Origin of the sequence: Brevibacterium sp. Marseille-P9724 (genome assembly GCF_902500275.1) — a bacterium.
In the GTDB taxonomy this organism is placed as follows: Bacteria; Actinomycetota; Actinomycetes; order Actinomycetales; family Brevibacteriaceae; genus Brevibacterium.
This window is the reverse complement of the sequence record NZ_LR722990.1, coordinates 82861-107767: the sequence shown is the minus strand read 5'-3', so window position 1 is coordinate 107767 and position 24907 is coordinate 82861. Positions and strand designations below refer to the sequence as shown.

The window sequence follows — 24907 nt, the reverse complement described above, 5'->3', positions numbered from 1 at the left end:
CTAACTTTAGGAATGGACCCGCGGAAAACGCAGTGATCACGGGCAAGGGGAAGGCACGTGAAAACTGACGGCCCTGCGGGTCCGCCACCCGAGCAGGGCCTGCACAGTGACTTCGGCGCTCACCCGCCGACGGCCTCACAGTAGGCCCTGCTTGCGTTTTATCCACAGGTTTTCCACAGATGCGGAAAGCATCTTCCATCTTCTGAGCATGCCCCGTAGATTGACTGCACTACCGGAGGTGAAGATGCTCATAGTCGATCCGGCCGTTGCCGTCATCAGCCGAACACACGCGTGCGTTCAATTCGGAATCGATGCCCCCGTTATCCTGTCCGGACTCAGCGACAGCGAGTCCGCCCTGCTGGACGCCCTGCGCCTGGGCATTGAAGAACACGACCTCATATCCGAAGCCCAACAACTCGGAGTCGAAGCGGACCGAGCGCACGAACTGTGCAGACTCCTGACGGATGCAGGGGTGCTTGTCGTCACCCAGGTTCCCGGCGCATCTGCCCCGTGGCGCCTGCGCACCTGGGCAGCACAGAACTCGGCCGATCCCCTCGAGCTCGCCGCAAAGGTGCGCCGCTCCCCCGTCTACGCCATCGGCCCTTTCAAAGGCGAGTTCGCCTCGGCAGCTGAGGCTGCGGGAATGCGGGCCGCACCGGCGGACAGCAGCAATGACCCGCGAATCCACCCCGGCAGCCTGGTGATCCTCACTGCGGTGTGGATGCCGGACCTGCTCAGCGCCGATTCGCTGTATGCCCGCGACATCGACCACGTCCATGCTGTCATCGGCGACCACTTCGGAACTGTCGGCGGAGTCGTTGTTCCCGGCGCATCACCGTGCTCACACTGCGGCGTGCGCTGGGCCAAACAGCATGATCCCGGTTGGCTGGACGCCTGGAAGGCTGTTCATCGCAGCGGCCCGCGGGCTTCGCAGGCTGACCCTGCACTCGTAGCCATTACGGCCGCTCACACGGCATCCCGACTGCGCGCAGATCGCGCAGGGATGCCGGGCCTGCACAGAAAGCTGATCGTGTCAGATTGGGGAATCGAAGAAGACGATGTCGCGTTCCACCCCGACTGCCGGTGCCGTCAGGGTTCCGAAGCCACTCCGGAAGCGGCGGCCGTAATGTCCAGCAGCTCCGATCCGAACTGTGCGAGTTTGACCGACCCAAGCCCTGGAATAAGAGCCAGCTGATCCCTGTTGCCCGGCATCGCTTCGGCTAGAGCACTCAGCGTCGCCTGTGTCAGCACCATGTATTCGGGCACGCGGAGTTCTTCGGCTTTGGCGGCCCGCCACCGGCTGAGTTCGCTCAGCAGCCCGCTGTCTGCAGGAGACGCACAGCTGGCGCATCTGCCCATGCGCCGATCGGCAGGTTCCGAAAGTGCCTTTCCACACTGCCGACAGGCTCTGCTGACTACTGTGCTGCGCGGTGCATCTTCGCGGCGTACAGCCTGAGCCCCGCGCATTTCTGCAACAAAGCGCGACACTCTGCGCTGGGTGCGCGACCCCGACTGCCGCATGCGCGCCCATGACAGGTCGAGTGAATCCCGGGCACGGGTCACTGCAACATAGAACAGTCGGCGCTCTTCGGCTATGTCGCGCGGAGTCTGCGCATAGGAAATGGGCATGAGCCCCTCGGTGAGCCCAATGAGGTGTACGCAGCTCCACTCCAGGCCCTTCGCGGCGTGCACGCTGGCCAGCGTTACTCCGTCAACGGTCGGGGCGAACTGGTGTTCACGGCGGTCTTCGAGTTCTGCGCTGAACTGCGGCAGAGTAATGGGCAGCTGCGAGTTGCGCTGCATATCCGAGGCCAGCTGCACGAGCGAATTGAGCGATTCCCATTTTTCTCGCAGCGCACCCGTTGCCGAGGGAGGCTGGGCCTGCCATCCGATGCTGGAGAGCACCTCGGCGACTGCCGTATCGAGCCGCTCCGTGCGCCGTGCGGCAGCAGACGAGCGCAGAAGGACCATGGCTTCTTTGACCTCCCTGCGAGCAAAGAAGCGCTCTCCCCCGCGCAGCACGTAGCTGATACCGCGGGCTTCGAGGGCTTCCTCTACAGCTCTGCTCTGCCCGTTGGTGCGAAACAGCACGGCGATGTCAGATGCCCGCACGCCCTGCGCTATCTGCGCTTGAATCCTCTGGGCTGCCGCAGCGGCTTCCGAAACGTCGTCAGCGTATTCCGAGGCGGAGGGCGGCTGACCGCCTTCGCGCACCGGCTGCAGTTGCAGGGCGCCGCTGCCGGTGTGAAAGAGGACCTTGTTGGCGGCCTCGACAATGGATGCGCGTGACCGATAGTTGCGCACCAGTTCGATGGTCGTGGTGCCTGCGAACCGCTGGGCGGTGCTGAGAAGGTAGTTCGATGTGGCTCCCGCGAAGGTGTAGATAGTCTGAGCGGGGTCCCCGACAACGCACAGAGAGTCTCGATCGCCCAGCCAGCGCATGAGCAGGTCGTACTGCAGGGGCGACACGTCTTGGAATTCGTCGACGACGAAGTGACGATACTGACTGTGCACCGTGGCAACGAGATCGGCACGCGTGCCCAGCACTCCCGAGAGCGTCAGCAGAACGTCCTCGAAGTCGAGCAGGCGCCGTTCTGTTTTGAGGTCGCTGTAGCCGCGCATGATGTCGACAATCGCCGAAGCGCTGAGCCCGCCGGGCAGTTCCCGACTGTGGGCCTGCTGGGCGTATTCGTCGATGCCCAGCAGACTGACAGCCGCGTACTCGATTTCCGCAGCTACGTCGCGGACGAGTTCGCGCTCGACCGTCAAGCCGAGGTTTCCCATAACGCGGGCAACGGAACCAGCTTTGTTGGGCATGAGTTCCGGGAACGGCCCTTCGGCGAACATCGGCCAGAAGTAGCGCAGCTGGCGCAGTGCCGCGGCGTGGAATGTGCGAGCCTGGGCGCCCGCAACACCGAGGGAGCGCAGCCGAGAGCGCATCTCACCCGCTGCTTTTGCCGTGAACGTCAGAGCCAGAGTCTGTTTGGGGTCACGTTGGCCGGTAAGCGCACCGTAGGCAATGCGGTGTGTCATGGCCCTGGTCTTGCCGGTGCCGGCCCCTGCCAGCACGACAAGAGGACCGCCGGAGTGTTCGGCTACTGCGCGCTGTTCGGTGTCGAGCGCTTCCAGCAGCTGTGCCGCTTTGGATGTCACAGCATTGGATGTCACAGCAGCTGTTCTCCGTTCATCCACGCGCTGATGATCTGTCCGGCAATGGAGACTTCGCCGGGCAGGGAAAGCGAGCCGTCAGCTGTTGCCGATGCGATGTCGTCACGGCTGAACCATTTGACGTCAGCGATTTCGCAGCCGTCGGCTGTGATCGTGGCCGACCGGGCTCGCGCTGCAAACCCGAGCATGAGCGAACAGGGAAACGGCCACGGCTGCGAGCCGAGATAGCGGATGGTGTCGCAGTCGATGTTGGATTCTTCCTGGACTTCGCGCCGCACTGCCTGTTCCAGAGTTTCTCCGGGTTCGACGAACCCGGCCAGAAGCGAATAGCGGCCTTCTGGCCACAGTGCGTTGTTGCCCAGCAGAATGCGCTCCGTTCCGCTGTCGTCAGTGTGCAGAACGGCTGTTATGACGGCCGGATCCGTGCGCGGGAAGTGCTCCGTTCCGGCTGCGGGATCGACGCGCACCCACCCGCCTGCCGAAGGCACCGTAGGGTCTCCAGTGCGCGGTGAATGCGTGTGGGTTCTGTGCCAGTTGTCGAGTGCCACGGCGGTGGTTGCCGCATCAATGTCAGCATCGCTGAGTTCTGCGGCAAGAGCGCGCAGGTCAACCCACGTGGGGTCGTCCATTGCGGCACCGGCCGCCGGGGCCAGCAGGAAGTCGTCGGCTGAGGCCGCGCTGTCGTCAAGAACAGCACTGTCGGCTGTTGAGCGGCCGGCGTCATCAAGCAGCAGCGCCACGAGGTCCGCGGCCCCGCTGCGGCCGATGTAGACCCGCGTGCCGGTCAGTTTGTCCCAGTGCGGCTTGAGATCGGCCAATGAGAACATGTGCAGACCTTCGCGGGACACGAGAAGACTGCCGCGGTGGCAGAAGAAGATCCGTGTGCCGCTGCGGGCCAGGACATCTGCAACGCTGCCGTCAGCGCCGCGGTCGGTGTGGTTGCGGTCTGTCCCAACACGGGACAGTGAGCGGGTCGGCAGCAGGTAGCGGTTCATGACCACCACGATAGCCGTCAGCACTGACACTGATCTGACACGCGCCTCGGCGAACCTGAAGAGCAGGTCCTGCCCGGGTAGATTGGGGGACGTGGACACTTTCGATCTTCGTGCAGTGGCAATCAGCACCGTCATGTTGGACGGTTTCAAGGCCAAGCGCTGGAAACGGCTCGATGACGAACGCGGCCCGCGCCTGTTGGTCAGTGACGATGACCGCACCGTCGTCGTAGCAGCCTTTGACCAGGCGGCGGCGATTGACGCCGAAGCGGAAAAACTCGCATCCGCTGTTCTGCGCTCTATTCTGCCGACAGAACGCAGCTTCGCCGTGCCCCGCGTTATTGAGTCGCGGACTTTCCGTCCGGGACAGTTCAGCGACGACGAATGCTGCATTGCGATTTCGCAGCCGCTTGAGGGCGCGCCCATGTCGACGGAGGATTTCCGCACGGCACCGAGTCACGTTGATTCTCTCGCCGAGTGTCTTGCGGTTCTGCACAGTGCGGAGACCGGTCCGATTGCCGATGCGGGGCTTGTGGTTCACGAGTCTCAGGAGGTTCGGGGCCTGCTGTGGGACCTCCTGGACCGAGGTGCCGCCACCGGCCAAGTGCCACCCGAACTGCTGGAGCGGTGGGAGACTGTTCTCGAAACTCCCGCCGTGTGGCATTTTCTGCCGGTTCCCCTGCACGGCGATCTCACGATCGATGCCCTGCGCACGAACGGAAAGTCCATTGTGACGGTCGCAGATTTCAGTTCCCTGCGCGTGGGCGACCCTGCCGTTGACCTCGAAGCGGTATCGCATCTGCTGGATCCCGAAGAGTTTGACCGTTTCCTCCGCGTGTACGCGGAACGTGTGCGCCATGACGACGCTGGTCTGCGCAGTCGTATTGACCTGCGCAGCGAAATGGCTGTTCTCGAACTTCTTCTGACCGCCGTCGATTCGGGTGAGAAAGCACAGATCAAAGAAGTAGAGGTTATGCTCGCTGACCTTGCCGCGCTCACTGCTCCGCAGGGCGGCAATGACGCTGCCGCGGACAGCGAAGCTGCACCCCAACCCGACGCCTCGCAGGAAGAGACCTCGCAGGCAGTCGACAAGGACAGTGACGCTGCGGCCGACGAAGCAGCTTCCGGCAACACCGCAGCAGTCGACGATCCATAGTCGGCGGGTGAACCCGACCGCCTGCGCCCGCTGTCCTTCGACGCTTCTGATGACGACGGTGATGCCACCGACGTCATTGACCGCTGACGGCTGCCACCAGCTGTTCCCACGTGAGCAGGCTCGGTTCGCTGCCGGGCGTGCCCGCCGCGGCGAAGCGCACGACGGTGTCGCTTCCCAAAAAGTAAAACGCCGCTGACACATCCCGGCCCGCAAACTGCGGCATGCGGGCGACGGCGTGGGCGTACATGGACAGCTGGACAGCACGATCTGTCATTTCGCGTTCACTGCGCGGCGCGGAGCCGGTCTTCCAATCAACGACTTCAAGCGCGCTTCCCAAGTCGAATACGGCATCGATTTTTCCGGAGATGACCTTCGGTCCGACCTTGAGTTCAAAGGGCAGTTCGACCGCAGCCGGCGTCCGCCTGGCAAACTCTGAGCTTTCGAACCTGTTTTTGAGCTTCTCCAGCCGTGCTCTTTCGTGTTCCCCCAGACGTCTGGGAGCATGGTCGTCCAGTTCGAGCAGACTGGACTGGCCGAACCTGTTCTCGACCCAGGCGTGAAACTCCGTGCCAAGGGCTGCCGCCGAAGAGGGCTTCTGCGGCATGGGCCTGCTGCGCTGCCGGTCGAATTCTTCGCGGTCTCCCACGAAGTCGACCAGGGCTGTCGTTGACAGCCGGCTCAGTTCTGCCGGTTCGCTGTGCGGTTCCGGTTCGAGCAGCGCCTGCGCGCTTCTGACCAGCGGTCCGATATCGGGCCTGTCGGCAAGTTCGTGCAGTTCGATCCCGGCAGCTGACCGGTAGACCGCGAGAAGTTCTTGCCTGTGCGAGCGTGTCTGATCGTCAATCGCCGGCGGCCATTCCACGCTCGTCGGGGGTCGGCTGACGCCGTCAACTGCTTCGGGCATCTGCACCTCCCGGCCGAGTGCTGCGCCGATCTCCTCCAAAAACGGCGACAGGGTGTTCGGCTTGGTACGGCTGGTGATTGCCGATGCGCCGAGCCACAGGTGTGACTCCGCGCGAGTGACCGCAACATAGGCGAGGCGACGCTCTTCCGCCAGATGATCGTCTTTGATCTGCTCGCCGATGGGCCCTCCGAACAGCTCTTTCGCATCCGCTGCCGTGCTCAGATCCTGCCGCGTTGTGTCCAGGTCCACCAGGTGCTGCCGGTCTCCGCGGAGAGGGTATGGCAGTTCGGCGCCCGTCAGCCAGGCCTTTGTGCTCTTCGGGAGGGTCGGGAGGTCGCCGACGGTGTTGTCGGGAATGGCCACCGCACTGAATTCAAGCCCTTTGGACGCGTGGATCGTCATGATCTGGACAGAATCTGGGTCGGCTTCTTCTGCAGCTGCTTCGAGCGCTTCGCTTTCTTCTGCCACCATGAGCCAGGCGAGGAAGTCCGCAGCCGTTGCAGACGGGTGCTGTGCCCCGTAGTTCTGCGCCATCGTCTTCAGAGAATCGACGGCCCTGCGGTGGGGTTCGGGATTGGGCAGAGCTTCGATGTCCAAGTCGAGATTGAATACGCGGACGACGGAGCGCAGGGCTTCGACGGGTGAAGACGCACTGCGGCGGACCGCTCTGAGCCGCAGCGCCAGGGAGCGCAGGCGGCCGACCGCCGCCGTGGACAGTCCCGCCTGCTCTGCGAGATCGGCTGATGTGGTGTCGTCGACGAACTCGTCAATGCACTCAATGAGCGTTGGGACTGCTTCTTCGTCGAGTCCTTCACCGCGCATCCGGCAGAATCGGCTGAGTGCGCGTATGTCCTTAGCCCCCAGTGCGGTCTGCGGACCGCTGAGCAGTCGCATGACCTCGGTTGCCGCCGTAATGTCGACGGCCGATGCCAGGGCTGCAACCGCATCGGCGGTGTATGGGTTGTCGAGCGACCCGCGCGACCCGACGATCGCGTACGGCACTCCCGCTGCGCGCAGCGCGTCCGCAATGGGCCCGATGGACTTGCGAGCCCGAACCAGCACCGCGCGGCTGCCCGTCCGATCCTTCATCCACAGGGCCAGTTCTCGGTACTGGTCAAGGCCGTAGTCAACATCTGTGTTGCCCTCTGTCACACAGAAGGTGACGGTGCCGACCGCCGCCTGGTCTGACTGCGGCTCGGCGGGGCCGCCTGTCTTGGCGTGCGATTTGTGCTTCAGCGGCTCCGACGCGGTTTCGGAAATTGCTTTGAGCGGTTCTGACACGGCGTTGGCAGCATCGAGGATGAGCTGCGCGTTTCGGAAGGAAATGCTGAGCGTGTATTCCTGTGCCGGATGGCCGCGGAATCTGAACTGCTCTGGGAAGTCTCGAAGGCTTCCGGCCGAAGCCCCTCGCCAGGCGTAGATGGACTGCCGGTAGTCCCCGACCGCGGTCACTGCTTTGCCCGCAAACAGGGTCTGCAGAAGTTTGAACTGGCTGTCCGAGGTGTCCTGGTACTCGTCGAGCAGAATGATGTCCCAGCGGCCGCGCTCTTCGGTGAGGGCCTGTTCGTCGGCATTCATGATGGTGTAGGCCGATGCGACCTGGTCGGAGAACTGCATGCGCCCGGTTTCGCGCTTGTGTTCTTTCCACCGGCCGGCCAGCAGCGCGTACTGTTTTTTGCGCATCAGCGATTCGATGAGCTCCGATGTTCCGGCTTCGCGCACTGCTGCCACGGCTCGGTCGGTGAATTCAGGTGTCAGCGTGCGCATGCCCGCGGCTTCGCCGGCCAGCTGTTCAAGACGGGCGCCCAGGGCGTCTTTTTCTTCTTTGGGAATGCGTTTGCGGCGAACCGCGGCAGCGTGTTTGACCAGCTGCTCGGAGCCGACCGCGTGGGCCAAAGAGAGGTCCAGGTAGTCGATGACATCAGCGGATGTCTTGAGGTGTTCGTCAATCTGCGAGGCCAAGTGCAGTGCGTCTTTGATGACTGTGGCGCGTGATTTTTCAGAGGGAATATCTGCGTCGGTCGCTTGGTCGACGAGCGAACCGAACTCCTGGATGGCTTCGGCGTCGTCCAGAATGGCGGTGCCGTCTTCGATTCCAACGGCCAGGCCGTACTGGCTGACGAGTGCGGCGGCATAGGAGTTGTAGGTCTGGACGGTCGGCCCGAACAGTGCATCCAGCGGGTCAGATGCGCCCACTGTGCCGCGCTGCCCTTCTGCCGCGCGGGTCTGCCTCTCGACGTTCCACCGCTCTGCGCCGTCGCGGCAGGATGCTGCGTGGACTTCGAATGCGCGGATGAAGTCATTGATGCGCTTGGCGAGTTCACCAACTGCTTTGCGGGTGAAAGTGAGTGCAAGAATGCGGTCCTTGGCGACGTAGCCGTTGGCCACGAGCCACAGCACGCGCTGGGCGATAACCGCGGTCTTGCCCGAACCAGCACCTGCGATGACGACTGCCGGGGCGTCGACGGGGCTTTCGATGATCCTCTTCTGTTCGGCCGTGGGCATCGGTTTGGTGCCGTCTTTGAGAGGCGTCCCGACAATCTGGGCTAGGTCTTCGGCTGAATACTGCGGCGGGGTTTGGTTCACGATTCGTCCTCTCCGGTCTGGACGGCGGGGCACGAGCGCTTGACCGGGCAATAGCGGCAGGCCTGGGCACTAGGTGTGGCTGGGAACTGGGCCGAGCGAATGCCGGCTGCGGTTGGCCGCACGCTGTCGGCCAGGAATGCACGTCGTGTTTCTTCACTCATGGCGTCTTGGGTGCGCACGTTCGATGTTCCACGCGCCCCGGCAGCTTTGCGGGGATACATGAGCATGCCGCCCCCGGCGCCGTTGCCGAAGTCCTGCAGCGGAGCCGAAGCGGTTTCCTCCGCTATGCGGGCCCCGGGCAGACCCATGGCTGCCTGATAGGCGGCCAGCTGCGGATCGGCTTGCGCGTCTTCTTTGGATTTCGGGGTTTTTCCGGTCTTGAAGTCGACAATGTGCAGCCGGCCCTCGCTGTCGCGTTCCAGTCGGTCGATGCGCCCGCGAATCAGCCAGCCTTCGCGGCTGTCGGCGACAAGGGTCTTTTCGGCGCCCATAAACCGGTAGCCGTCGCTGCGTCTGCTCACGAGGAAGTCGTTGAGGTTGCCCACCATGTCGAGCCCTTCGGCGTACTGTCTGTCGCGCTCCCATCGTGAGGCGAACTCAAGATGCTCAAAGCCCTCTTCGAATGCCGCTTTCAGCTCTGTGTAACCGCCGTGCGGATGTCTTTCGGCCAGAGAGTGTATGAGGGTTCCCAGCCGCTGGGCGTTTGTCGACGGCAGTGCGCCGGCGTGGCGCGACAGCAGCCATTTGAGCGGACACTCCAAGAACATTTCGAGGGTTGACGGTGAGATCGTCACGGGGGCGTCATCGGCTGCTGCGGGATCGACGGTGGACCGTTCGCGCCATGCACTCCACGTATGAGGCGACGCGGCTTCTACACCGGCTTCGGCGAGGCCCGCCAAAAGCAGCGCCCACGGTGCAGAGTCGTCTCTGCTGTTTTCAAACCGGCCGCGCGCAAATCCCACCAGCTGGCGCATTGACGCCGGCCCCACGGTCGCGTGGTCGGATACAGGGCTGAGAACACGGGGTTCGGGGGCCGGCTGTGTGCCCTCACGGCCGAACTGGGCGGCGGCTTTCTGCGTGTGCTCGAAGAACACTGACGGCAGGATTTCACCGTCATTGACGGCAAGAACCACCGCCGTGGAGCGGGCCCGGGACAGCGCTGCTAGGAACATGCGGCCTTCGTCGCGGACCGTGGCCTTCTGCAGTTCACGGTAGCTGGGGGCGCTGTCGAGGGCCGCGAAAGCATCGATGCCACCGCCGCCTTCGTCACCATCGGCGATGCGCCACACACCGGCGGCTAGGTCTTCGTCGAGACGCTGTTGGAGGAAAACGGATCCCCGGACCCTGGTGTTGGGCCACGTGCCCTCTTGGACATCGGCGATGATGACGTGTTCGAAATCGCGATGTGCCACCGCGGCCGGTGTGGACACAATGACTTCGCGGCTCTGTCCGGAGTGCGCCAGGGAGTCCTGGGCAACCGCCTGGCCGAGAACTGTCACCGCAAAGCTTTCGGCGTCGACTTCTCTCCGGTCGGTGAACTTCTGTGCCAGCGTCTGCAGTCGGATGACGGCGTCGAGGTCCGCGTTGCGTTCGTCTTCTGGATCAGATTCCGCACGCCGCTGCCAGTCATCGGCAACACCGAAGGCCTCCCAGACCTCCCATACGGCCGCTTCGGGTTCGAGCCTGCGCACCCGGTCTGCCGCAATCAGCACGTCTGCGAGCATGCGCACCGTCCGGGGCGCGCTCGATGCAGCGTCTGGGCCGTGCACACCTGTCGGCGCGTCGGCGCTTTCAGCATGTGCTGCTGCAGCGGCCGCCAGAAGAGCACCCAGACTGCGGTCACCGCCGTCGTCCCTGCTGTCAGTGCGCATCAGCGCTCGACGCAGACTTCCCGCGCCGACAACGTCGAGCTCCCCGTAGGGGCCGGTGGCGATGTCTTCGCACAGGCGTTCGCGTTCACCCGGTTCGCAGCTGTCCCCAAGGGCCAGCAGACGAAGAATGTGGGCGGTTGCCGGCTGCGAACTCAGCGGCTGAACCTGCTTCTGCACCGGTATTCCGTGGGCTGCGAGCTCTGCCGCGAGCGCGGACGCAGACCCGGATGAGCGTGACAGCACAGCGCAGTCGTCCCATTGTGCGCCGTCGTCGTGCCACGTGCGGATGAGGGAGGCCGCCAAGCGCGCTTGGTCGGACTGGGTGCTGACGGCACTGGCACACACGGTTGACGCTCCGGCGGCAAAATCTTCGGCTGAAGCTGGAACGTGCCGGCGGTGCAGATCAGACGAAATGATGCGGGCCAGGGAATCGTAGGCGCGGCGCACACCACCTGCACCGCGGTGCACACGGGATGCTCCGTCGAGAGTGAAGGTCTGCGCGCCGGCTGCAAGCGATTGGAACAGCCTGCCGCCGGCACCGCGAAATCCCTGCACGGTCGTGTCGGGAGATGTCCACAGTCCTATCGTGGCGCCTTTGGATTCGAGCGCCAGCAGGAAGTCAAGCGCGGTGTCCGGGAAGTCCTGTGCTGAGTCAAGCAGAATGTGCGCCGGCAGGGGTTCAGAGGAGAAAGACCACTTCTGACCGGCCCTCGTGCCGTCGGCTGTGACGACTGCGGCTGCGCGGGCGAAGACCGCAGCGGTGTCGACTCCGCCGAAACCGGGGACCGCCAGGAGGTTTTCGTAGTCTTTGAGCACGACAGCCAGGGCCTGCCACTGCGCAAGTCCTCGCTGTCTGCCCAGCCGTTCGAGCTGGGCTGGTGTCACGCCGTAGCCCATGACGGCGTTGAGAGCGTCGCGCAGCTGACGGCGAAAGCCTGCGGTTGTCAGGAGTTCGGCGCTGAATCCGCCTGGCCACCGGGGGCCCGAAACCCGCCCGGATTCATAGCCTTCGAGAACTGAGGCGAGAAGATATTCCTGGTCCGCACCGGAAATGAAGTCAAGAGGCCGGCCGAAAACGGCGGCAGAGTGCGCTGAGACGAGCGAAAAGGCGTAGGAGTGGACTGACCGGGCGGCTGGTGCGGAGCGAATGCCGTCACCCGTCGGCAGGCGATCGCGCAGTGCATCTGCGTGCTCTCGGCTGGGCGTGAGCGCAAGAACGGACGGTTCTCCCCCGCGCTTGGCCAGCACGGAGTAGGAATCGATCAGCTGCGCGGTCTTTCCCGTGCCCGGACCGCCGAAGACCGCGGTCCGCTGTCCGGCGAGCAGAGTTTCTGCAGCGCAGTTTCCTGCGGCTTCGTTTGTCCTCATACTGCTATTCGACCACGAAGCACTGACACGAGTCGCGTGCGTGTCGAACAGCTGTCAGCCGCCGTCCAGGGGCTCAGCCCGAACCCGGCAACCACGCCGGGCCCATCCGCGTGCTTTGAAAAGCACTAGAATGATCTGTCATTCACCCCGCACCGGATCCTGTCCCGCACCCGCCGCCAGATAAGAGCTACAGCATGCCGCCGACACCTCGTATGAGACGCGCTCAGCGCCGCGCGCAGATCATCAGCGTTGCCACTTGCCAGTTTGCGCAAGAGGGCTACCACGCAACATCGATGGACTCGATTGCCGCGAGCATAGGGGTGTCCAAACCGGTCCTGTACCAGCACTTCGAATCTAAGCTCGACCTTTTCCTTACGGTCCTCGACGAGGCTATCGAGAAGCTCAAGCGGATGCTCGCCGCTTTGCTCGAAAGCGGTCACGACCGACGCGAGCGCGTGCATTCGACCATTAAGAGCTTCTTCATGTTCGCGGTTGAAGACCGCGAGGCCTTTGATGTGCTCATCCGCGCCGACAACGAAAACGACGAAAGCCGCAGGCATTGGCGTGACGCGCTGGACAGCTTTGCCGACACCGTCAGCCGGTCTATCCGCCGCGACACGACTGTCACGCAGGCCGAAGCGAACATCCTCGGCCACGCCCTTGTCGGGATGGCGAAGCAGGCGGCTTTCGAATGGTCGCGCAACCGCGACTACGATCCTTATGAAAGTGCTCGTCTGGTCGGCATCCTCGCCTTTGACGGGCTGTCGGCCATTGAGGACCCCCAGGTGGATCTGCGCCTGGGGGAATAAGCTCAGCCTCGTGAGAGGTTGCCCTTGCCAACCGCGAACCCGCCAAGGAGGCGCTATGGAAATCAAAATCGGCATCACGCAGTCCACGCGTGAGATCACCGTCGAATCCGATCTTGACGCTCAACAGCTCAAAGAGCTCGTCGATTCCGCGCTGACGAACCGCACCCCTCTCGTACTGGAGGACGGTCAGCGCCGCGTTGTCGTGCCGGCCGATTCCATCGCCTATGTTGATTCCGGTCCGTCCACTCAGGGCAGGGTCGGCTTCGGCATCAGCTGATCGGCACAGAAAAAGGGGGAGGCTGTGGGCCTCCCCCCCCCTTTTTTGAGTTCGCACCGGCGTCCATCGCACGAGGCGCCGGGCCCCTCCCGCGTTCACGCCGGGGTGAACGCGGGCTCAGGCGGTGAGCCCGAGGTCCGACATGCGCTTGGAGTGTCCTGCGAGCAGCCGCTGCAGAAGAGGTTCGTCAGGCTTTTTGAACACCGTGTCCGGAATCGCTGCGAATTCGCGAATGCGGGTGAGCGATTCGGCGACGAGCTTGCGTCCCCACAGTGCCAGGCGGCTGCCGATCACCTCGTCGCCTGCAACAACAGAGTGCAGGCATTCCCGGAGATAGTCGGCCGAGCGTGTATCATCGAACACGGAATCGACGACCTCTCGACTCTTGGGGTCAAGAGCTGTGAGGGCGCTTCGGCAGTACTCGGTCATGATCCCGTCGTAGACGTAGACCTTCATGACGGATTCGTACCAGTCTTTGGGTCGAGTGCGTTCCCGGAAAGCGCGGAACGAACCCGCCTGGCTTTCCATGAGGCTCGTCAGATCCCCGCCCAAGTCCGCCACCCGCGACGCCAGCCGCTCGAAGTGTTCGAGCGAATGCCCCGCAAGACGCGCAAGGCCGATGGATTCGCGGATGCTTGGCGCGTGCTGTGAGTCCGTTGATGTGAGTTCAAACGTCGAAAGTGCGTGGAAGGCCAAAACGGACAGCGTTGCCGCGTGGACTTCTTCAGGCGTGTTGGAGTCGGGCATGGCCCTAGCCTAACCGCCGCGAGTGCGTTCGCCGCACCGGATAGACAATAGGAAAAATGTGACTGAACAGAAGACTTTTGCTGACTTCGGGGTTTCCGGCCCCATTGTCGCGGCTCTTGCCGATCACGGCATCACCGAGCCCTTCCCCATCCAATCGATGACCCTGCCGATCGCGCTCGGCGGGGCAGACATCATCGGCCAGGCGCAGACGGGCACCGGCAAGACCCTCGGCTTCGGCCTGCCGCTGCTGCAGCGCCTCGACGCCCCGGTCCGTCCGGAGTTCGCTCCGGCGGAAAGCCCTGCCCCGCTGGTTCCCGAAGCCGGTCGTGCCCCGCGCGGTCTCGTTGTTGCGCCGACGCGTGAGCTCGCCCAGCAGGTCGCCGGTGAGCTTGCGACCGCTGCGGCCAAGCTGCAGGTCAAGGTCGTCACCATCTACGGCGGTCGGGACTACGAACCGCAGATTGAATCGCTCAAGGCCGGCGCCGATGTCGTCGTCGGAACTCCGGGCCGCCTGCTGGACCTGTACGGCCGCCGGATTCTCAAGCTCAGCGAAATCACGACCGTGGTTCTCGACGAGGCCGACGAAATGCTCGACCTGGGCTTCCTGCCGGATGTCGAGCGGATCATCTCCGCCCTGCCGGACAATCGTCAGACGATGCTGTTCTCGGCGACTATGCCGGGTGCGGTTGTCACCATGGCTCGTCGCTACATGAGTCAGCCCACTCACATTCGCGCGGTCAATGAGCAGTCGGCTCACGAAAAGACTGCGAACATCAAGCAGTTCGCCTATCGTGCACACGCCATGGACAAGGCTGAGCTTGTCGGCCGCGTCCTGCAGTCAGAGGGCCGCGGCCGAACCATCATCTTCGCCAAAACCAAGCGCACCGCCGACCGTCTGGCCGAAGAGCTCACGGATCGCGGTTTCAACGCCCGTCCGCTGCACGGAGATCTCAACCAGCAGGCGCGAGAGCGCGCTCTGAAGAACTTCCGCACCGGCAAAACCGACATTCTGGTCGCCACCGATGTCGCTGCCCGCGGCATCGACGTTGAGGATGTCACCCACGTCATCAACTACCAGTGCCCGGATGACGAAAGCACCTACATTCACCGGGTGGGCCGCACTGGTCGTGCCGGCAGCACCGGCATCGCGATCACACTCGTCGACTGGGACGACATTCCGCGCTGGAACATGATCGCGCGCACTCTGGAGCAGGACCTCGAAGCCAAGGAAACCTACTCCACGTCCTCTCACCTGTTTGAAGAGCAGAACATTCCCAAGGGCACCAAGGGGCGCCTGCCGCGGGCTCAGGCTGCGCGGTCTGAAGGTTCGGGCGGACGCTCTGGACGCGGCGGTGACAAGAGAAGACCAGCACGCGGCGAGCGCCGTCGCGATGACAGCAGACCTCGGCGCCCGCGTCGCCGCACCCGCGGGGGCAAGAGCGTCGAGCAGGGTTCAGTCGCGCAGAAGTCCGATTCAGCGCAGCAGCCGAAGAACTCTGGTGGAGATGCCCCGAAACCTCGTCGCCGTCGCCGTCGCACCCGGGGTGGAGCTTCCGAAGGCTGACCAGCTTCAGAAAGTGCCGAACGGCTCAGGCTTCGAGGATCTCGACTCCGCGAGCTCGTTCGGCGATTCTTTCCAGCTGCTCCGGTTCGGTGGTGTTCTCCCCGAGCCGGTTCGGCTTTCCCGCGCCGTGGTAGTCGGATGATCCCGTGACGATGAGGTCGTGCTTCGCAGCCATGCGCCGCAGTCGGCGTCGGCCTTCGGGTGGGTTGTCCCTGTGTTCGATTTCCAGGCCGTCCAGCCCTGCCTTAATGAGTTCGCGAATAGCCGCATCGCCGAGTACGCGGCCGCGAGCTGATGCCAGCGGATGAGCGAACACGGCGACTCCCCCGGCGTCGTGAACCATGTGCACCGCGTCGATCGCGGAGATCGCTGGGATCGGAACGTAGTACGGTCCGCGCGGCGAAAGCAGATGGGCGAACGCCGCGGTCCGGTCGGCTGCGAATCCGCCTGCCACGAGTGCATCGGCAATGTGCGGCCGCCCTATTGTAGTTTCGGGGCCTACGACTGCCAGAAGATCGTCCCAGTTCAGCGGGAAGTCTCTGCTGAGCAGTTCGACCATGCGCCGGCCCCTTTCCAGGCGGGCTCTGCGCATATCGGCAATCGCGGCAGCAAGCTCTGTGCCCTCGGGATTGTGCAGATAGCTCAGCAGGTGCACTGTCACCCCGTCGTGTTTGCACGAGACTTCCATACCGCGCACCAGGCTGATGCCCTCCCGCTTGGCAGCCGTGGCCGCCTCGGCCCATCCGCGGACCGTGTCGTGATCTGTGAGCCCCACGGTCGTCAAACCGGCCTGCGCGGCTTCTTTCAGCAGTTCGCCAGGCGGCTGTGTGCCGTCGGAGAAGCTCGAGTGGGTGTGCAGATCGATCGACATGCCACACAGTCTACTGAGGCGACTGACACGACAGGGCTGGCGACTATGCTGGTGGCATGACTACTGATCAGGCTCTTGAAGACCGTGTCAACAACCGTTCCCGCAGGCCGAACTCAAAAGCATTCCGCGATTTTGTAGCTCAGGGGTGGGAGCGCACTCCCGTTCCCGCCGAAGCCCTCGAAGCGTCCCGCTTCACCCCCGCCCGCCGCGAAGCAGTCTCCCAGGCGTTTCCCGGCGAAAGGGTTGTCGTGCCGGCCGGAAGTCTCAAGGTCCGGTCCAATGACACCGACTATCCTTTCCGCCCGCACTCGGCGTTCATTCATCTGACCGGGCTGCACGCTGATCTCGAACCGGACTCGGTGCTGGTGTTCGAACCGACCGAAAACGGCCACGATGTCACGTTCTACTTCAGCCCGCGTGCAGGAGCGGACACAGAAGAGTTCTTTTCGGACTCACGCTACGGCGAATACTGGGTCGGCAAGCGCCCGGAGCTGGAAACCATGGAGACCATGACAGGCGTGTCCTGCCGGCCCGTCTCCGAAGCCGCCGATTCGATCACGAAAGACCTCGGAAGCACGTCGGTGCGTCTGCTGCGCGGTGCTGACACCAGCCTTGAAGCCCAGGTTGATTCCGCTCGACGGGCAGTCCAGGCCGACCTCGAGGCCAGCCAGGCCGGTGACGACGAACTCGCCCAGTTCCTGTCTGAGCTGCGCCTGATCAAGGACGACTACGAGATCAGCGAAGTCCGCCGGGCAATCGCCATCACCCGCGACGGGTTCGACCACATCATCGACAGCCTCGACGAAGCCGTAGGCCACCACCGCGGCGAGAGGGTCATCGAAACCGCATTCTGGAAGGCCGCCCGCACCGAGGGCAACAACGTCGGCTACGAAACGATCGCCGCTGCCGGCAACAACGCCTGCACCCTCCACTGGACGAAGAACACCGGCAAGGTCAACCCCGGTGATCTTCTGCTGGTAGACGCCGGGGCAGAAGCCGACAGCCTGTACACGGCCGACATCACCCGCACCATCCCGATCGGCGGTCGCTTCACGGATGTCCAGGCGCGCATCTACGACGCGGTCCTTGAAGCTGCCGATGCCGCCTTTGCCCTCGCCGGTGAGCACGTCAACCGGCCCGTGAAGTTCGCGGAGATTCACGACGCCGCTATGCGCGTCATCGCGCATCGGCTGGAAGAGTGGGGGCTTCTGCCCGTTTCGGCTGAGGAATCGCTCAAACCGGAAGGGCAGCAGCACCGCCGGTGGATGGTCCACGGCACCAGCCACCACCTGGGTCTGGACGTTCACGACTGCGCTCAGGCGCGTGCTGACATGTATCTGGGAGCTGATCTCAAGCCGGGCATGATCTTCACGATTGAGCCGGGGCTGTACTTCAAGGAAGAGGATCTGCTGCTGCCCGAAGAGTACCGCGGCATCGGCGTGCGGATCGAAGACGACATTCTCGTCACCGACGACGGCGTGGAAAACCTGTCAGTCGGCTTCCCGCGAACCCGCGAAGAAATCGAAGCCTGGGTGCAGGGGCGCAGCTGAGTGGAACCGGGCCGTCTGCTTCCCGGGGTCGGTCCCGAGCACATCGGTGTGCGGGTCGGCACGTGCGCTGTGGAATCTCTCAGCGGTGTCACGGCTCTCATTCCGCCCGCGGGAAGCACGGTCGGGGTTGATTCCCGAGGTGGGGGTCCGGCCACGCACGAAACCGACATCGCCCGGCCGGGAACTCTGCCGTTCGGTGCTGACGGGATTGTGCTGACCGGCGGCAGTGCTCTGGGACTGGCCTGCGCCCGAGGAGTGCAGGACCGCCTGGTGGAGGCTGGTGTGGGCACACCGGTTGCGGGCACCCGGGTGCCGATTGTTCCCGCTGCCGCGATCTTCGACATCGGCCGGGGCGGTCCGCCTTCTCCCCCATCGGCTCCGGATGGCTATCGGGCGGCGGACAATGCGCTGAATCGCCCGGCTGCCACCGCTGCCGCCCTGTGTGAGTTCCGCGGCAGCGCAGGTGCCGGCATCGGCGCGTGGACAGGCCGGGGCTTCTGCCGAGGCGGAATGGGCTGTGCGTCCATTCTCACCGCCGACGGGCAGTGGGTAAGTGCGGTCGTCATCGCAAACCCGATGGGCACCGTGTTTGAGCCTGACGGCAGACTGGCCGCCGCGGGTGTGCTCAGCGCCTACGGACTGCAGCTGCCGTCGGCTGATCCGGAAGAGACCTCCCGCATGAGCGAACGTGCTCGACAGCGTCAAGAACAGGCGCCGACGAACACGACGATTGCCGTCATCTGCACTGATGCTTCTCTGACAGACTCACAGACAACCCGGCTGGCGGCATCCGCCCACGCCGGCATCGCCCGGGCCGTGTGGCCCTCACACACCATGTTCGACGGTGATACCGTCTTCGCTCTCAGCACCGGCCAGCGTCCGGGCAGCTCAGCGGCTGGCGCCGCCGGGGATTGCGCGGCTTCAGTCGAAATGCTCACGCGGCTCAATATCGCAGCAGCCGATGCTCTGTCGGCTGCAATCGTCGATGCGGTGCTCACCGCAGGCGGTCAGCACTGCCGACCTGCCAGCGCTGATCTTCCACCGGCGCTCGCCGATGTCTTTCCGCAGCTGTACAGCTCATGGAGCCGACACGCGCGACAGCGCCTGGACACGGTGCTGGCGGTGGCGGACACCGCGAAGCCGCGCTGAATGGCGGCGAAGTAGAATAGCCAGTCGAATATCGTCGTCAGAGGAAGGCCGGTCAGTGACATCTCCCAACAGGGACGCGGTCTATGAAGCCCTCAAAGGCGTCATAGACCCTGAAATCCGCCGCAGCATCGTCGAACTGGGTATGCTCGACGAGTTCACCATCGCGCAAGACGGCACCGTCGACGTCCGGGTTCTGCTGACAGTAGCCGGCTGTCCGCTCAAGGACACCATCATCAGCGACACCACGAAGGCCGTGCAGGCCGTTGACGGTGTCACTGCGGTCAACGTGGAGCTGGGCACCATGACACCCGAGCAGCGCCAGGAGATGCGCGAAAAGCTCCAGGGCCCCGGCGCCTCGCGCCCCATCCCCTTCAACGAACCGAACTCGCTCACCCGCGTCTACGCGGTGGCCTCCGGCAAGGGCGGCGTGGGGAAGTCCTCCGTGACCGCCAACCTCGCTGTCGCCCTGGCCCAGCAGGGCCTGTCCGTGGGTGTTGTGGACGCTGACATCTACGGCTTTTCCATCCCCGGCATGCTGGGACTGTCCGGCAACCCCACGCGCGTGGACGACATGATCATCCCGCAGGTGGCGCACAACGTAAAGGTCATGTCGATCGGTATGTTCGTCCCGCCGTCACAGCCTGTCGTGTGGCGCGGCCCCATGCTGCACCGCGCTCTGCAGCAGTTCCTCACCGACGTGTTCTGGGGCGACCTCGACATTCTGCTGCTTGACCTGCCGCCGGGTACGGGCGACATTGCCATTTCGGTGGGCCAGCTGCTGCCCACTTCGGAACTTCTGGTGGTCACCACTCCGCAGCAGGCGGCCGCTCAGGTTGCCGCACGCGCCGGCACGGTGGCCACGCAGACCCGCCAGCGCATTGCCGGTGTTGTTGAGAACATGTCCTGGCTCGAACTGCCCTCGGGTGAGCGCATGGAGATCTTCGGTTCCGGAGGCGGAACCGAGGTTGCCGAACAGCTGACCCGCACCACGGGGGCTAAAGTTCCCCTCTTGGGCCAGATTCCCCTGGACGAACCGGTTCGCTCCGGCGCAGACGCCGGGGCACCGGCGGTTCTGTCGCACCCAGACTCCCCCGCCTCGGTCACGCTGCGCGCAATTGCCCAGCAGCTCAGCCGCCGTTCGCGAGGCCTCGCCGGTCGTTCGCTGGGACTGTCGCCGGCCTGAGCGCTGCAGACAGCTGAAGAAGAGGGGCGTGCGAGGTGTTGAACCTTCGCACGCCCCTCTTCTGGTTTCACAACAGTGGGTCGGCTGTCAGGTGGCTTCCGTATCGAACGGCGCCGGTTTCGATGTGTCGCGCTGGCTGGCCTGTTCGGAGTACCTCTGCAGCGGTGAGAGCCGCATGGGCTCAAGGGGGCGATCGTCAGCAGGTTCAGGCTCATCGTCTTCCATGAGGGCTTCACGCACGATCCGGCGCGGGTCGTACTGGCGAGGATCGAACTTCTGCCAGTCGACGTCTTTGAAGTCATCGCCCATTTCGTCCTGCACGCTGTCGCGCAGGCTGACTATCTGCCGACGCAGGGTCTTCACGAAATCACGCAGCTGGGCGGCGTACTCCGGCATGCGCTGGGGTCCTACGACAATGAGAACAACAAGCACGATGATGATGAACTCAGTCCCGTTGATCCCGAACATGCACACCATTCTAAGCCGTGGCAACCACCGCCTTCCGCCGAGGTCAAGCACGCGCTTGGGCCTGTGACTATGCTTATCTCACGGGGTTTTGCAAGCCCGAAGCGAGCGAATGCTGAACAGGAGGAGCGATTGTCCAGGAACTGGGCGGCTGACAGCCACTACGCTTCTCGGTTCAACACCGCGACAGCTGCGGAAGAAGCTGCGCGCACAATCGCGGCCGACTACCAGAGTGCACCGCTTGGCGCCACATCGGCCAGACTGGTGACGATGCTCGTCAAGCTGACGGGTGCCAAGAACGTCGTCGAGCTCGGCACGGGCACCGGAGCTTCAACCTTGGCGATACTCGCCGGACTCGGGCCCGGCGGAATGCTCACCAGCGTCGACATCGACCGTGAGCGGCAGTCGGTCGCCGCTGAACTGGCCGAGGTCGCCGGTTTCAAAGCCCACCGGATCCGGTTCATTCAGGGCTTCGCAGAATCTGTTCTCAGCCGACTCTCACCGGGTGGCTACGACTTCGTCTTCGTTGACACCGACCCCGCGGGCTTTCCGGAGATCGTGCCGCAGGCATTGACGAAAGTGCGCAGCGGTGGGCTGCTGGTAGTCAATGACGCTCTGGGGTCGGGAACCGTCGCTGACCCTGCGACCCGCGACGCCACCTCGACTGCTCTGCGCCGTGTTCTGGCCGATCTTCAAGATTCCCCCAACCGCGTACTCCTGCCCGTTGATGCGGGACTGCTTGCGGTGCGGCACTGATCCCAGAACGAAAAATCCCGCCCTCCCCACCGGGAGAACGGGATTTGCGAAGCGATGATCAGCCGTCAAGAGCTCCGGCAAGGACACCCTTGAGATCCTGAGCTTCGTCCTGGCTGATTTCAATTACCAGACGACCGCCGCCTTCGACGGGCAGGCGAAGGACATAGCCGCGTCCCTCTTTCGTCACTTCAAGAGGGCCGTCACCAGTGCGAGGCTTCTGAGCTGCCATTCCAAATCCTTTCGCCGAACACAGTTATCAGCCATTATCCAACACTTTGTAGGGTTTCGCACATAACGAGACCATCTTCGTCATACGCGCACCGATCACGGCGGGAAGCCCGTTGGCGGGACAAGACGCCATAGAAGCGATATCCACAGCAGCTGCAGAATCGTGAAGCCGATGAGCGCAGTGGCCAAAGCGGTGCGGGATCGACTGCGCGCCTGCACCATCGCCAGTCCGAACATCGGCAGGATCAGGCGCAGGGTTGAAGTCTGCGGAGTGAAGAACATCAGCAGATACACGGCGTAGCCGAACAGGAACTGCTTCTGCGTCCGGCCGATCAGCTCACCGCTCGGTCCGAGTGTTCCCCACACGAACAGCACGATCAGCAGTGCCAGCGCAATCGGCCCCCACCAGCCCAGGTAGCGGGTCGATGCGGTCAGCCACTGCGTGAAGACCTCCGTGTGTCCCGTCCACGCGGCCTCGGTCTTCCTGTACGCGTCGAACTCTCCTGTGAGCATCCAGGCGCCCAGCGGCTGCAGCACTGCAAAGAAGCACGACAGCACACCCAGCGTCCACGACGTGACGGCTTCGCGCACCGGATACGGCTCTGTTCTTCGTCGACGAATCCGGTCCAGCAGGTGGATGAGCATGAAGAACGAAAACGCCACCCCTATGGGCCTGGCGAGGTCCATGAGCAGAACGGCCGGAATGGCCAGCACATAGCGACGAGCGTCAACGCACAGCAGGGCCAGGGCCAAGAAGAAGATGCCGGCGGCTTCCGAATAGCCCGTCGAGAACACGGCCGCCGCGGGAAAGAAGAAGACGAGCGCCGTCCCGGCGAGAGCGCGGACACCATCTGCGTGCCGACGGAACAGATACAGAATGGCGATCGCTGCGGCAAGCCCGAAGATGTGCGACACGATCGGCGAGAGGATCTTGTAGTCAATGCCCGTAAGGTCGCGCAGCCAGCCGACGATCGTGGGGTGCAGCGGATAGAAGGCCCACTGGTTCTGCTTGACTTCGCCGCTGTCATTGAGCGGAAGGACTCGCGGATAGCCTTCATCGGCAATTCGGCGGTACCAGTCAGCATCCCAAAACCCCAGAAACTCATAGAGAGTCGGCGGTTTGTTCTCCGACCAGAACGTGGGCGCCTGGAAGCGCATGACAATGCTGAACAGCAGCAGTGACACCGCACGGCTGACGGCATACACAAGCGCGGCCTGCGCCCACACCGGCAGCCGCAGCAGCGACGAAGTCAGCTGCTCGGCGGAAAACCACGACGTGCGTTCCCGCGCTGCTTCACTGTTCGCTTGAGACACCGTCTGCTTCTTCGAGTTCTTCTATGCGTGCAACAAGGATCTCGATGGCCCGATCGACCTGATCCCGGCGGTAGCCGCCGACGGCCGGTGAGAACCGCATCTGGGCGATATCAGCCGCGGATGCATCCTGCGAGGGCAGAGCTGCTTCGGGTTGACTCATACCGGAGTCGAAAATGCCGAAGGCGCCGGCGGCAGCCGCTGCGAACATGATGAGAGCAGCGCACACTCCAATGATCATCCAGGCCATGGGCCTATCCTCTCACAGGTGCTCAGCGCAGGCCCCGCTGTGCGCGCACCGGCGGCCGCAGACCGCGTATGCCCACAACCACATCAACCGCCTGACGGGTTTCTGCCGGGTCGTGCGTGCGGATGACGGCGGCGCCTGCATCAACCGCCAGCGCGGTGGCGGCAATCGTGGCAGCCAGGCGATCGTTCGGCCCCTGCGAGCCCACGAGCTCGCCCACGAAGTCTTTGCGCGAGATCGCGAGCATCACAGCGCTCTCCCCGGCCGTGAGCATGCCGAGGTCCCGCATAACAGCAGCCGACTGATAGGTGTTCTTTCCGAAGTCTGGTGTCGGGTCAAGAATGATGGCCCGCTCGGGTACGCCTGCCGCCAGCGCCTTTGTGCGCAGCTGCGCAAGCCCCGCCATGACCGTGGGCATGACCTCAGCCGAAGACAGTCCCAACTGATTGCGATGCGCGTCCGTCCGCGGCGTCAGGCCGCCGGTGTGGGAGCAGACCAAGCCGGCCTTCGCCTCGGCGGCGGCGTATGCGACGTCCGGATCAGCACCCGCCCACGTGTCGTTGATCAGGCCAGCACCGGCCTGAACGGCAGCGCGGGCTACCGGCGCCCGGTAGGTATCACACGAGATGAGCACATCCGGGTGCTCCTCGGCCAAAGCAGAGATCACCGGTGTGACCAGAGCAATCTCCTCGGCTTCAGACACGGCCGGCCCGCGACCGGCACGCACTCCCCCGATGTCGAGGATCCGGGCGCCTTCGCCGACGGCTGGCTCGGCGCTGCGCAGAGCATCATCGACGGTTGCGGCAGACGTGTAGAAAGAATCCGTCGACCGGTTGATGACGGCCATGATGACCGGCTGCAGCGGCCCTGCCTCAACCCCGCGAACTCGGAACGTCACGGACGAAAACGACCGGTGGGAATCGGCTTGTCAGCGGATTCGTGAATAAAGGCTATGGCTTCATCGACCGAATCGGTCAGGTGGAACAGTTCAGCATCACCTGGCGAAATCGTGCCGCGTTCAACGAGCGCGGTGCGAATCCAATCGACGAGACCCGACCAGAAATCCGTGCCCATGAGCACCACCGGGTAGCGGTTCTTCTTGCGGGTCTGGACAAGTGTGAGGGCCTCAAACAGCTCATCGAGGGTTCCAAAGCCGCCGGCCAGCACAATTGCTGCCGAGGAGTACTTCATGAACATCGTCTTGCGCACGAAGAAGTAGCGGAAGTTGATGCCGATGCCCACGTAGGGGTTGAGCCCCGATTCGAACGGCAGCTCGATGCCCAGCCCCACCGATGTCCCGCCGGCTTCGGCCGCGCCCTTGTTGCCGCCCTCCATGATTCCGGGCCCGCCTCCGGTGACAACAGCATAGCCCTCGGCCACGAGTCTGCGGCCGAGCTCTTCGGCCAGGGCGTACTCCTCTGTTCCTTCGTTCAGGCGCGCAGAGCCGAAGATCGACACCGCCGTCGGCAGTCCTGCCAGCGAACTGAACCCCTCGATGAACTCCGCGTGGATCCGCATGGTCCGCCACGGGTCTTCGTGTACCCACTCCGAATCCGGGCGGTTGTCCAGCAGCCTCTGGTCAGCGGTTGTCTCCGGTACGTGCTGGCTGCGCAGGTGCAGTGACCCCTTCGTGTAGAAGAGTTCGTCGTTCGAAGTATCAGAGCTGGTCATAGTGTCCTTTCACGAAAAAGGCGGGGCGGGCACA

21 protein-coding genes are annotated in these 24907 nt (G+C 63.9%); 9 read left to right on the top strand and 12 right to left on the bottom strand.

Features of this window, described 5'->3' with window-relative positions:
* Nucleotides 1-238 precede the first annotated feature (238 nt).
* Nucleotides 239-1195, top strand: coding sequence for a hypothetical protein (locus GC119_RS00560; protein ID WP_151952232.1), 957 nt, complete (start codon nucleotides 239-241; stop codon nucleotides 1193-1195).
* On the opposite strand, the gene GC119_RS00555 is transcribed toward GC119_RS00560, so the two are convergent.
* Nucleotides 1090-3168: an ATP-dependent DNA helicase UvrD2 gene (locus tag GC119_RS00555; protein WP_226829137.1), complete on the bottom strand. Its 2079-nt coding sequence runs from the start codon at nucleotides 3166-3168 to the stop codon at nucleotides 1090-1092. The genes GC119_RS00560 and GC119_RS00555 overlap by 106 nt on opposite strands.
* Nucleotides 3165-4163 carry an NAD(+) diphosphatase gene (gene nudC, locus GC119_RS00550; RefSeq protein WP_070574053.1) on the bottom strand — a complete coding sequence of 333 codons (999 nt, stop codon included), beginning with the start codon at nucleotides 4161-4163 and terminating at the stop codon, nucleotides 3165-3167. Before nudC ends, GC119_RS00555 begins: the two co-directional genes overlap by 4 nt.
* Before the next feature lie 91 nt (nucleotides 4164-4254).
* On the opposite strand from nudC, the gene GC119_RS00545 reads away from it, so the two are divergent.
* Nucleotides 4255-5316 carry a phosphotransferase gene (locus GC119_RS00545; RefSeq protein ID WP_070573889.1) on the top strand — a complete coding sequence of 354 codons (1062 nt, stop codon included), beginning with the start codon at nucleotides 4255-4257 and terminating at the stop codon, nucleotides 5314-5316.
* Nucleotides 5317-5389: 73 nt separating this feature from the next.
* Here GC119_RS00545 and GC119_RS00540 read toward each other — a convergent pair whose 3' ends face one another.
* Both GC119_RS00540 and GC119_RS00535 read right to left on the bottom strand, forming a co-directional pair.
* Entirely contained in the window at nucleotides 5390-8806 is a 3417-nt protein-coding gene (locus tag GC119_RS00540; RefSeq protein ID WP_151952231.1) for an ATP-dependent DNA helicase, read from the bottom strand.
* Nucleotides 8803-12045, bottom strand: coding sequence for a PD-(D/E)XK nuclease family protein (locus GC119_RS00535; RefSeq protein WP_070573892.1), 3243 nt, complete (start codon nucleotides 12043-12045; stop codon nucleotides 8803-8805). The genes GC119_RS00540 and GC119_RS00535 overlap by 4 nt, the downstream gene beginning before the upstream one ends.
* 212 nt (nucleotides 12046-12257) lie before the next feature.
* On the opposite strand from GC119_RS00535, the gene GC119_RS00530 reads away from it, so the two are divergent.
* Both GC119_RS00530 and GC119_RS10885 read left to right on the top strand, forming a co-directional pair.
* Entirely contained in the window at nucleotides 12258-12854 is a 597-nt protein-coding gene (locus tag GC119_RS00530) for a TetR/AcrR family transcriptional regulator (RefSeq protein ID WP_070573894.1), read from the top strand.
* 55 nt (nucleotides 12855-12909) lie between these two features.
* Entirely contained in the window at nucleotides 12910-13131 is a 222-nt protein-coding gene (locus GC119_RS10885) for a DUF3107 domain-containing protein (protein WP_070573896.1), read from the top strand.
* Nucleotides 13132-13248: 117 nt separating this feature from the next.
* Here the strand turns inward: GC119_RS10885 and GC119_RS00520 are convergent, their stop codons facing one another.
* Entirely contained in the window at nucleotides 13249-13878 is a 630-nt protein-coding gene (locus tag GC119_RS00520; protein ID WP_070573898.1) for a ferritin-like fold-containing protein, read from the bottom strand.
* Nucleotides 13879-13936: 58 nt separating this feature from the next.
* Here GC119_RS00520 and GC119_RS00515 point away from each other — a divergent pair, with 58 nt between their 5' ends.
* A complete protein-coding gene (locus GC119_RS00515; protein WP_070573900.1) occupies nucleotides 13937-15442 on the top strand; it encodes a DEAD/DEAH box helicase in 1506 nt (501 codons plus the stop codon).
* Between the two features lie 25 nt (nucleotides 15443-15467).
* On the opposite strand, the gene GC119_RS00510 is transcribed toward GC119_RS00515, so the two are convergent.
* On the bottom strand, nucleotides 15468-16313 hold the full coding sequence (locus tag GC119_RS00510; RefSeq protein ID WP_151952230.1) for a PHP domain-containing protein: 846 nt from the start codon (nucleotides 16311-16313) through the stop codon (nucleotides 15468-15470).
* A 56-nt stretch (nucleotides 16314-16369) separates the two neighbouring features.
* Here GC119_RS00510 and GC119_RS00505 point away from each other — a divergent pair, with 56 nt between their 5' ends.
* From GC119_RS00505 to GC119_RS00495, 3 genes are read left to right on the top strand one after another with little or no spacing between them, the layout of a single operon-like run.
* Nucleotides 16370-17863, top strand: a complete 1494-nt coding sequence (locus GC119_RS00505) for an aminopeptidase P family protein (protein WP_070573903.1) — start codon at nucleotides 16370-16372, stop codon at nucleotides 17861-17863.
* Nucleotides 17864-19012, top strand: coding sequence for a P1 family peptidase (locus tag GC119_RS00500; protein WP_070573905.1), 1149 nt, complete (start codon nucleotides 17864-17866; stop codon nucleotides 19010-19012).
* 55 nt (nucleotides 19013-19067) lie between these two features.
* Nucleotides 19068-20195, top strand: a complete 1128-nt coding sequence (locus GC119_RS00495) for an Mrp/NBP35 family ATP-binding protein (protein WP_070573907.1) — start codon at nucleotides 19068-19070, stop codon at nucleotides 20193-20195.
* Between the two features lie 87 nt (nucleotides 20196-20282).
* On the opposite strand, the gene GC119_RS00490 is transcribed toward GC119_RS00495, so the two are convergent.
* Nucleotides 20283-20663 carry a twin-arginine translocase TatA/TatE family subunit gene (locus tag GC119_RS00490; protein WP_070573909.1) on the bottom strand — a complete coding sequence of 127 codons (381 nt, stop codon included), beginning with the start codon at nucleotides 20661-20663 and terminating at the stop codon, nucleotides 20283-20285.
* Between the two features lie 129 nt (nucleotides 20664-20792).
* Between GC119_RS00490 and GC119_RS00485 the strand changes: the two genes are divergently transcribed.
* Nucleotides 20793-21416: an O-methyltransferase gene (locus GC119_RS00485; RefSeq protein ID WP_176745890.1), complete on the top strand. Its 624-nt coding sequence runs from the start codon at nucleotides 20793-20795 to the stop codon at nucleotides 21414-21416.
* Between the two features lie 58 nt (nucleotides 21417-21474).
* Here GC119_RS00485 and GC119_RS00480 read toward each other — a convergent pair whose 3' ends face one another.
* The 5 genes from GC119_RS00480 to GC119_RS00460 all read right to left on the bottom strand — a co-directional run bounded on the left by GC119_RS00480 (nucleotide 21475) and on the right by GC119_RS00460 (nucleotide 24873).
* A complete protein-coding gene (locus GC119_RS00480) occupies nucleotides 21475-21645 on the bottom strand; it encodes a DUF3117 domain-containing protein (RefSeq protein WP_070573915.1) in 171 nt (56 codons plus the stop codon).
* 95 nt (nucleotides 21646-21740) lie between these two features.
* Nucleotides 21741-22958, bottom strand: a complete 1218-nt coding sequence (locus GC119_RS00475) for a hypothetical protein (protein WP_070573917.1) — start codon at nucleotides 22956-22958, stop codon at nucleotides 21741-21743.
* The gene (locus GC119_RS00470) at nucleotides 22939-23205 is read right to left on the bottom strand and encodes a DivIVA domain-containing protein (RefSeq protein WP_070573918.1); all 267 of its coding nucleotides are present in this window, start codon (nucleotides 23203-23205) and stop codon (nucleotides 22939-22941) included. The genes GC119_RS00475 and GC119_RS00470 overlap by 20 nt, the downstream gene beginning before the upstream one ends.
* Before the next feature lie 22 nt (nucleotides 23206-23227).
* Nucleotides 23228-24100, bottom strand: coding sequence for a dihydropteroate synthase (folP, locus tag GC119_RS00465; protein ID WP_070573920.1), 873 nt, complete (start codon nucleotides 24098-24100; stop codon nucleotides 23228-23230).
* Nucleotides 24097-24873: a TIGR00730 family Rossman fold protein gene (locus tag GC119_RS00460; RefSeq protein WP_151952229.1), complete on the bottom strand. Its 777-nt coding sequence runs from the start codon at nucleotides 24871-24873 to the stop codon at nucleotides 24097-24099. The genes folP and GC119_RS00460 overlap by 4 nt, the downstream gene beginning before the upstream one ends.
* Between the last annotated feature and the right edge of the window lie 34 nt (nucleotides 24874-24907).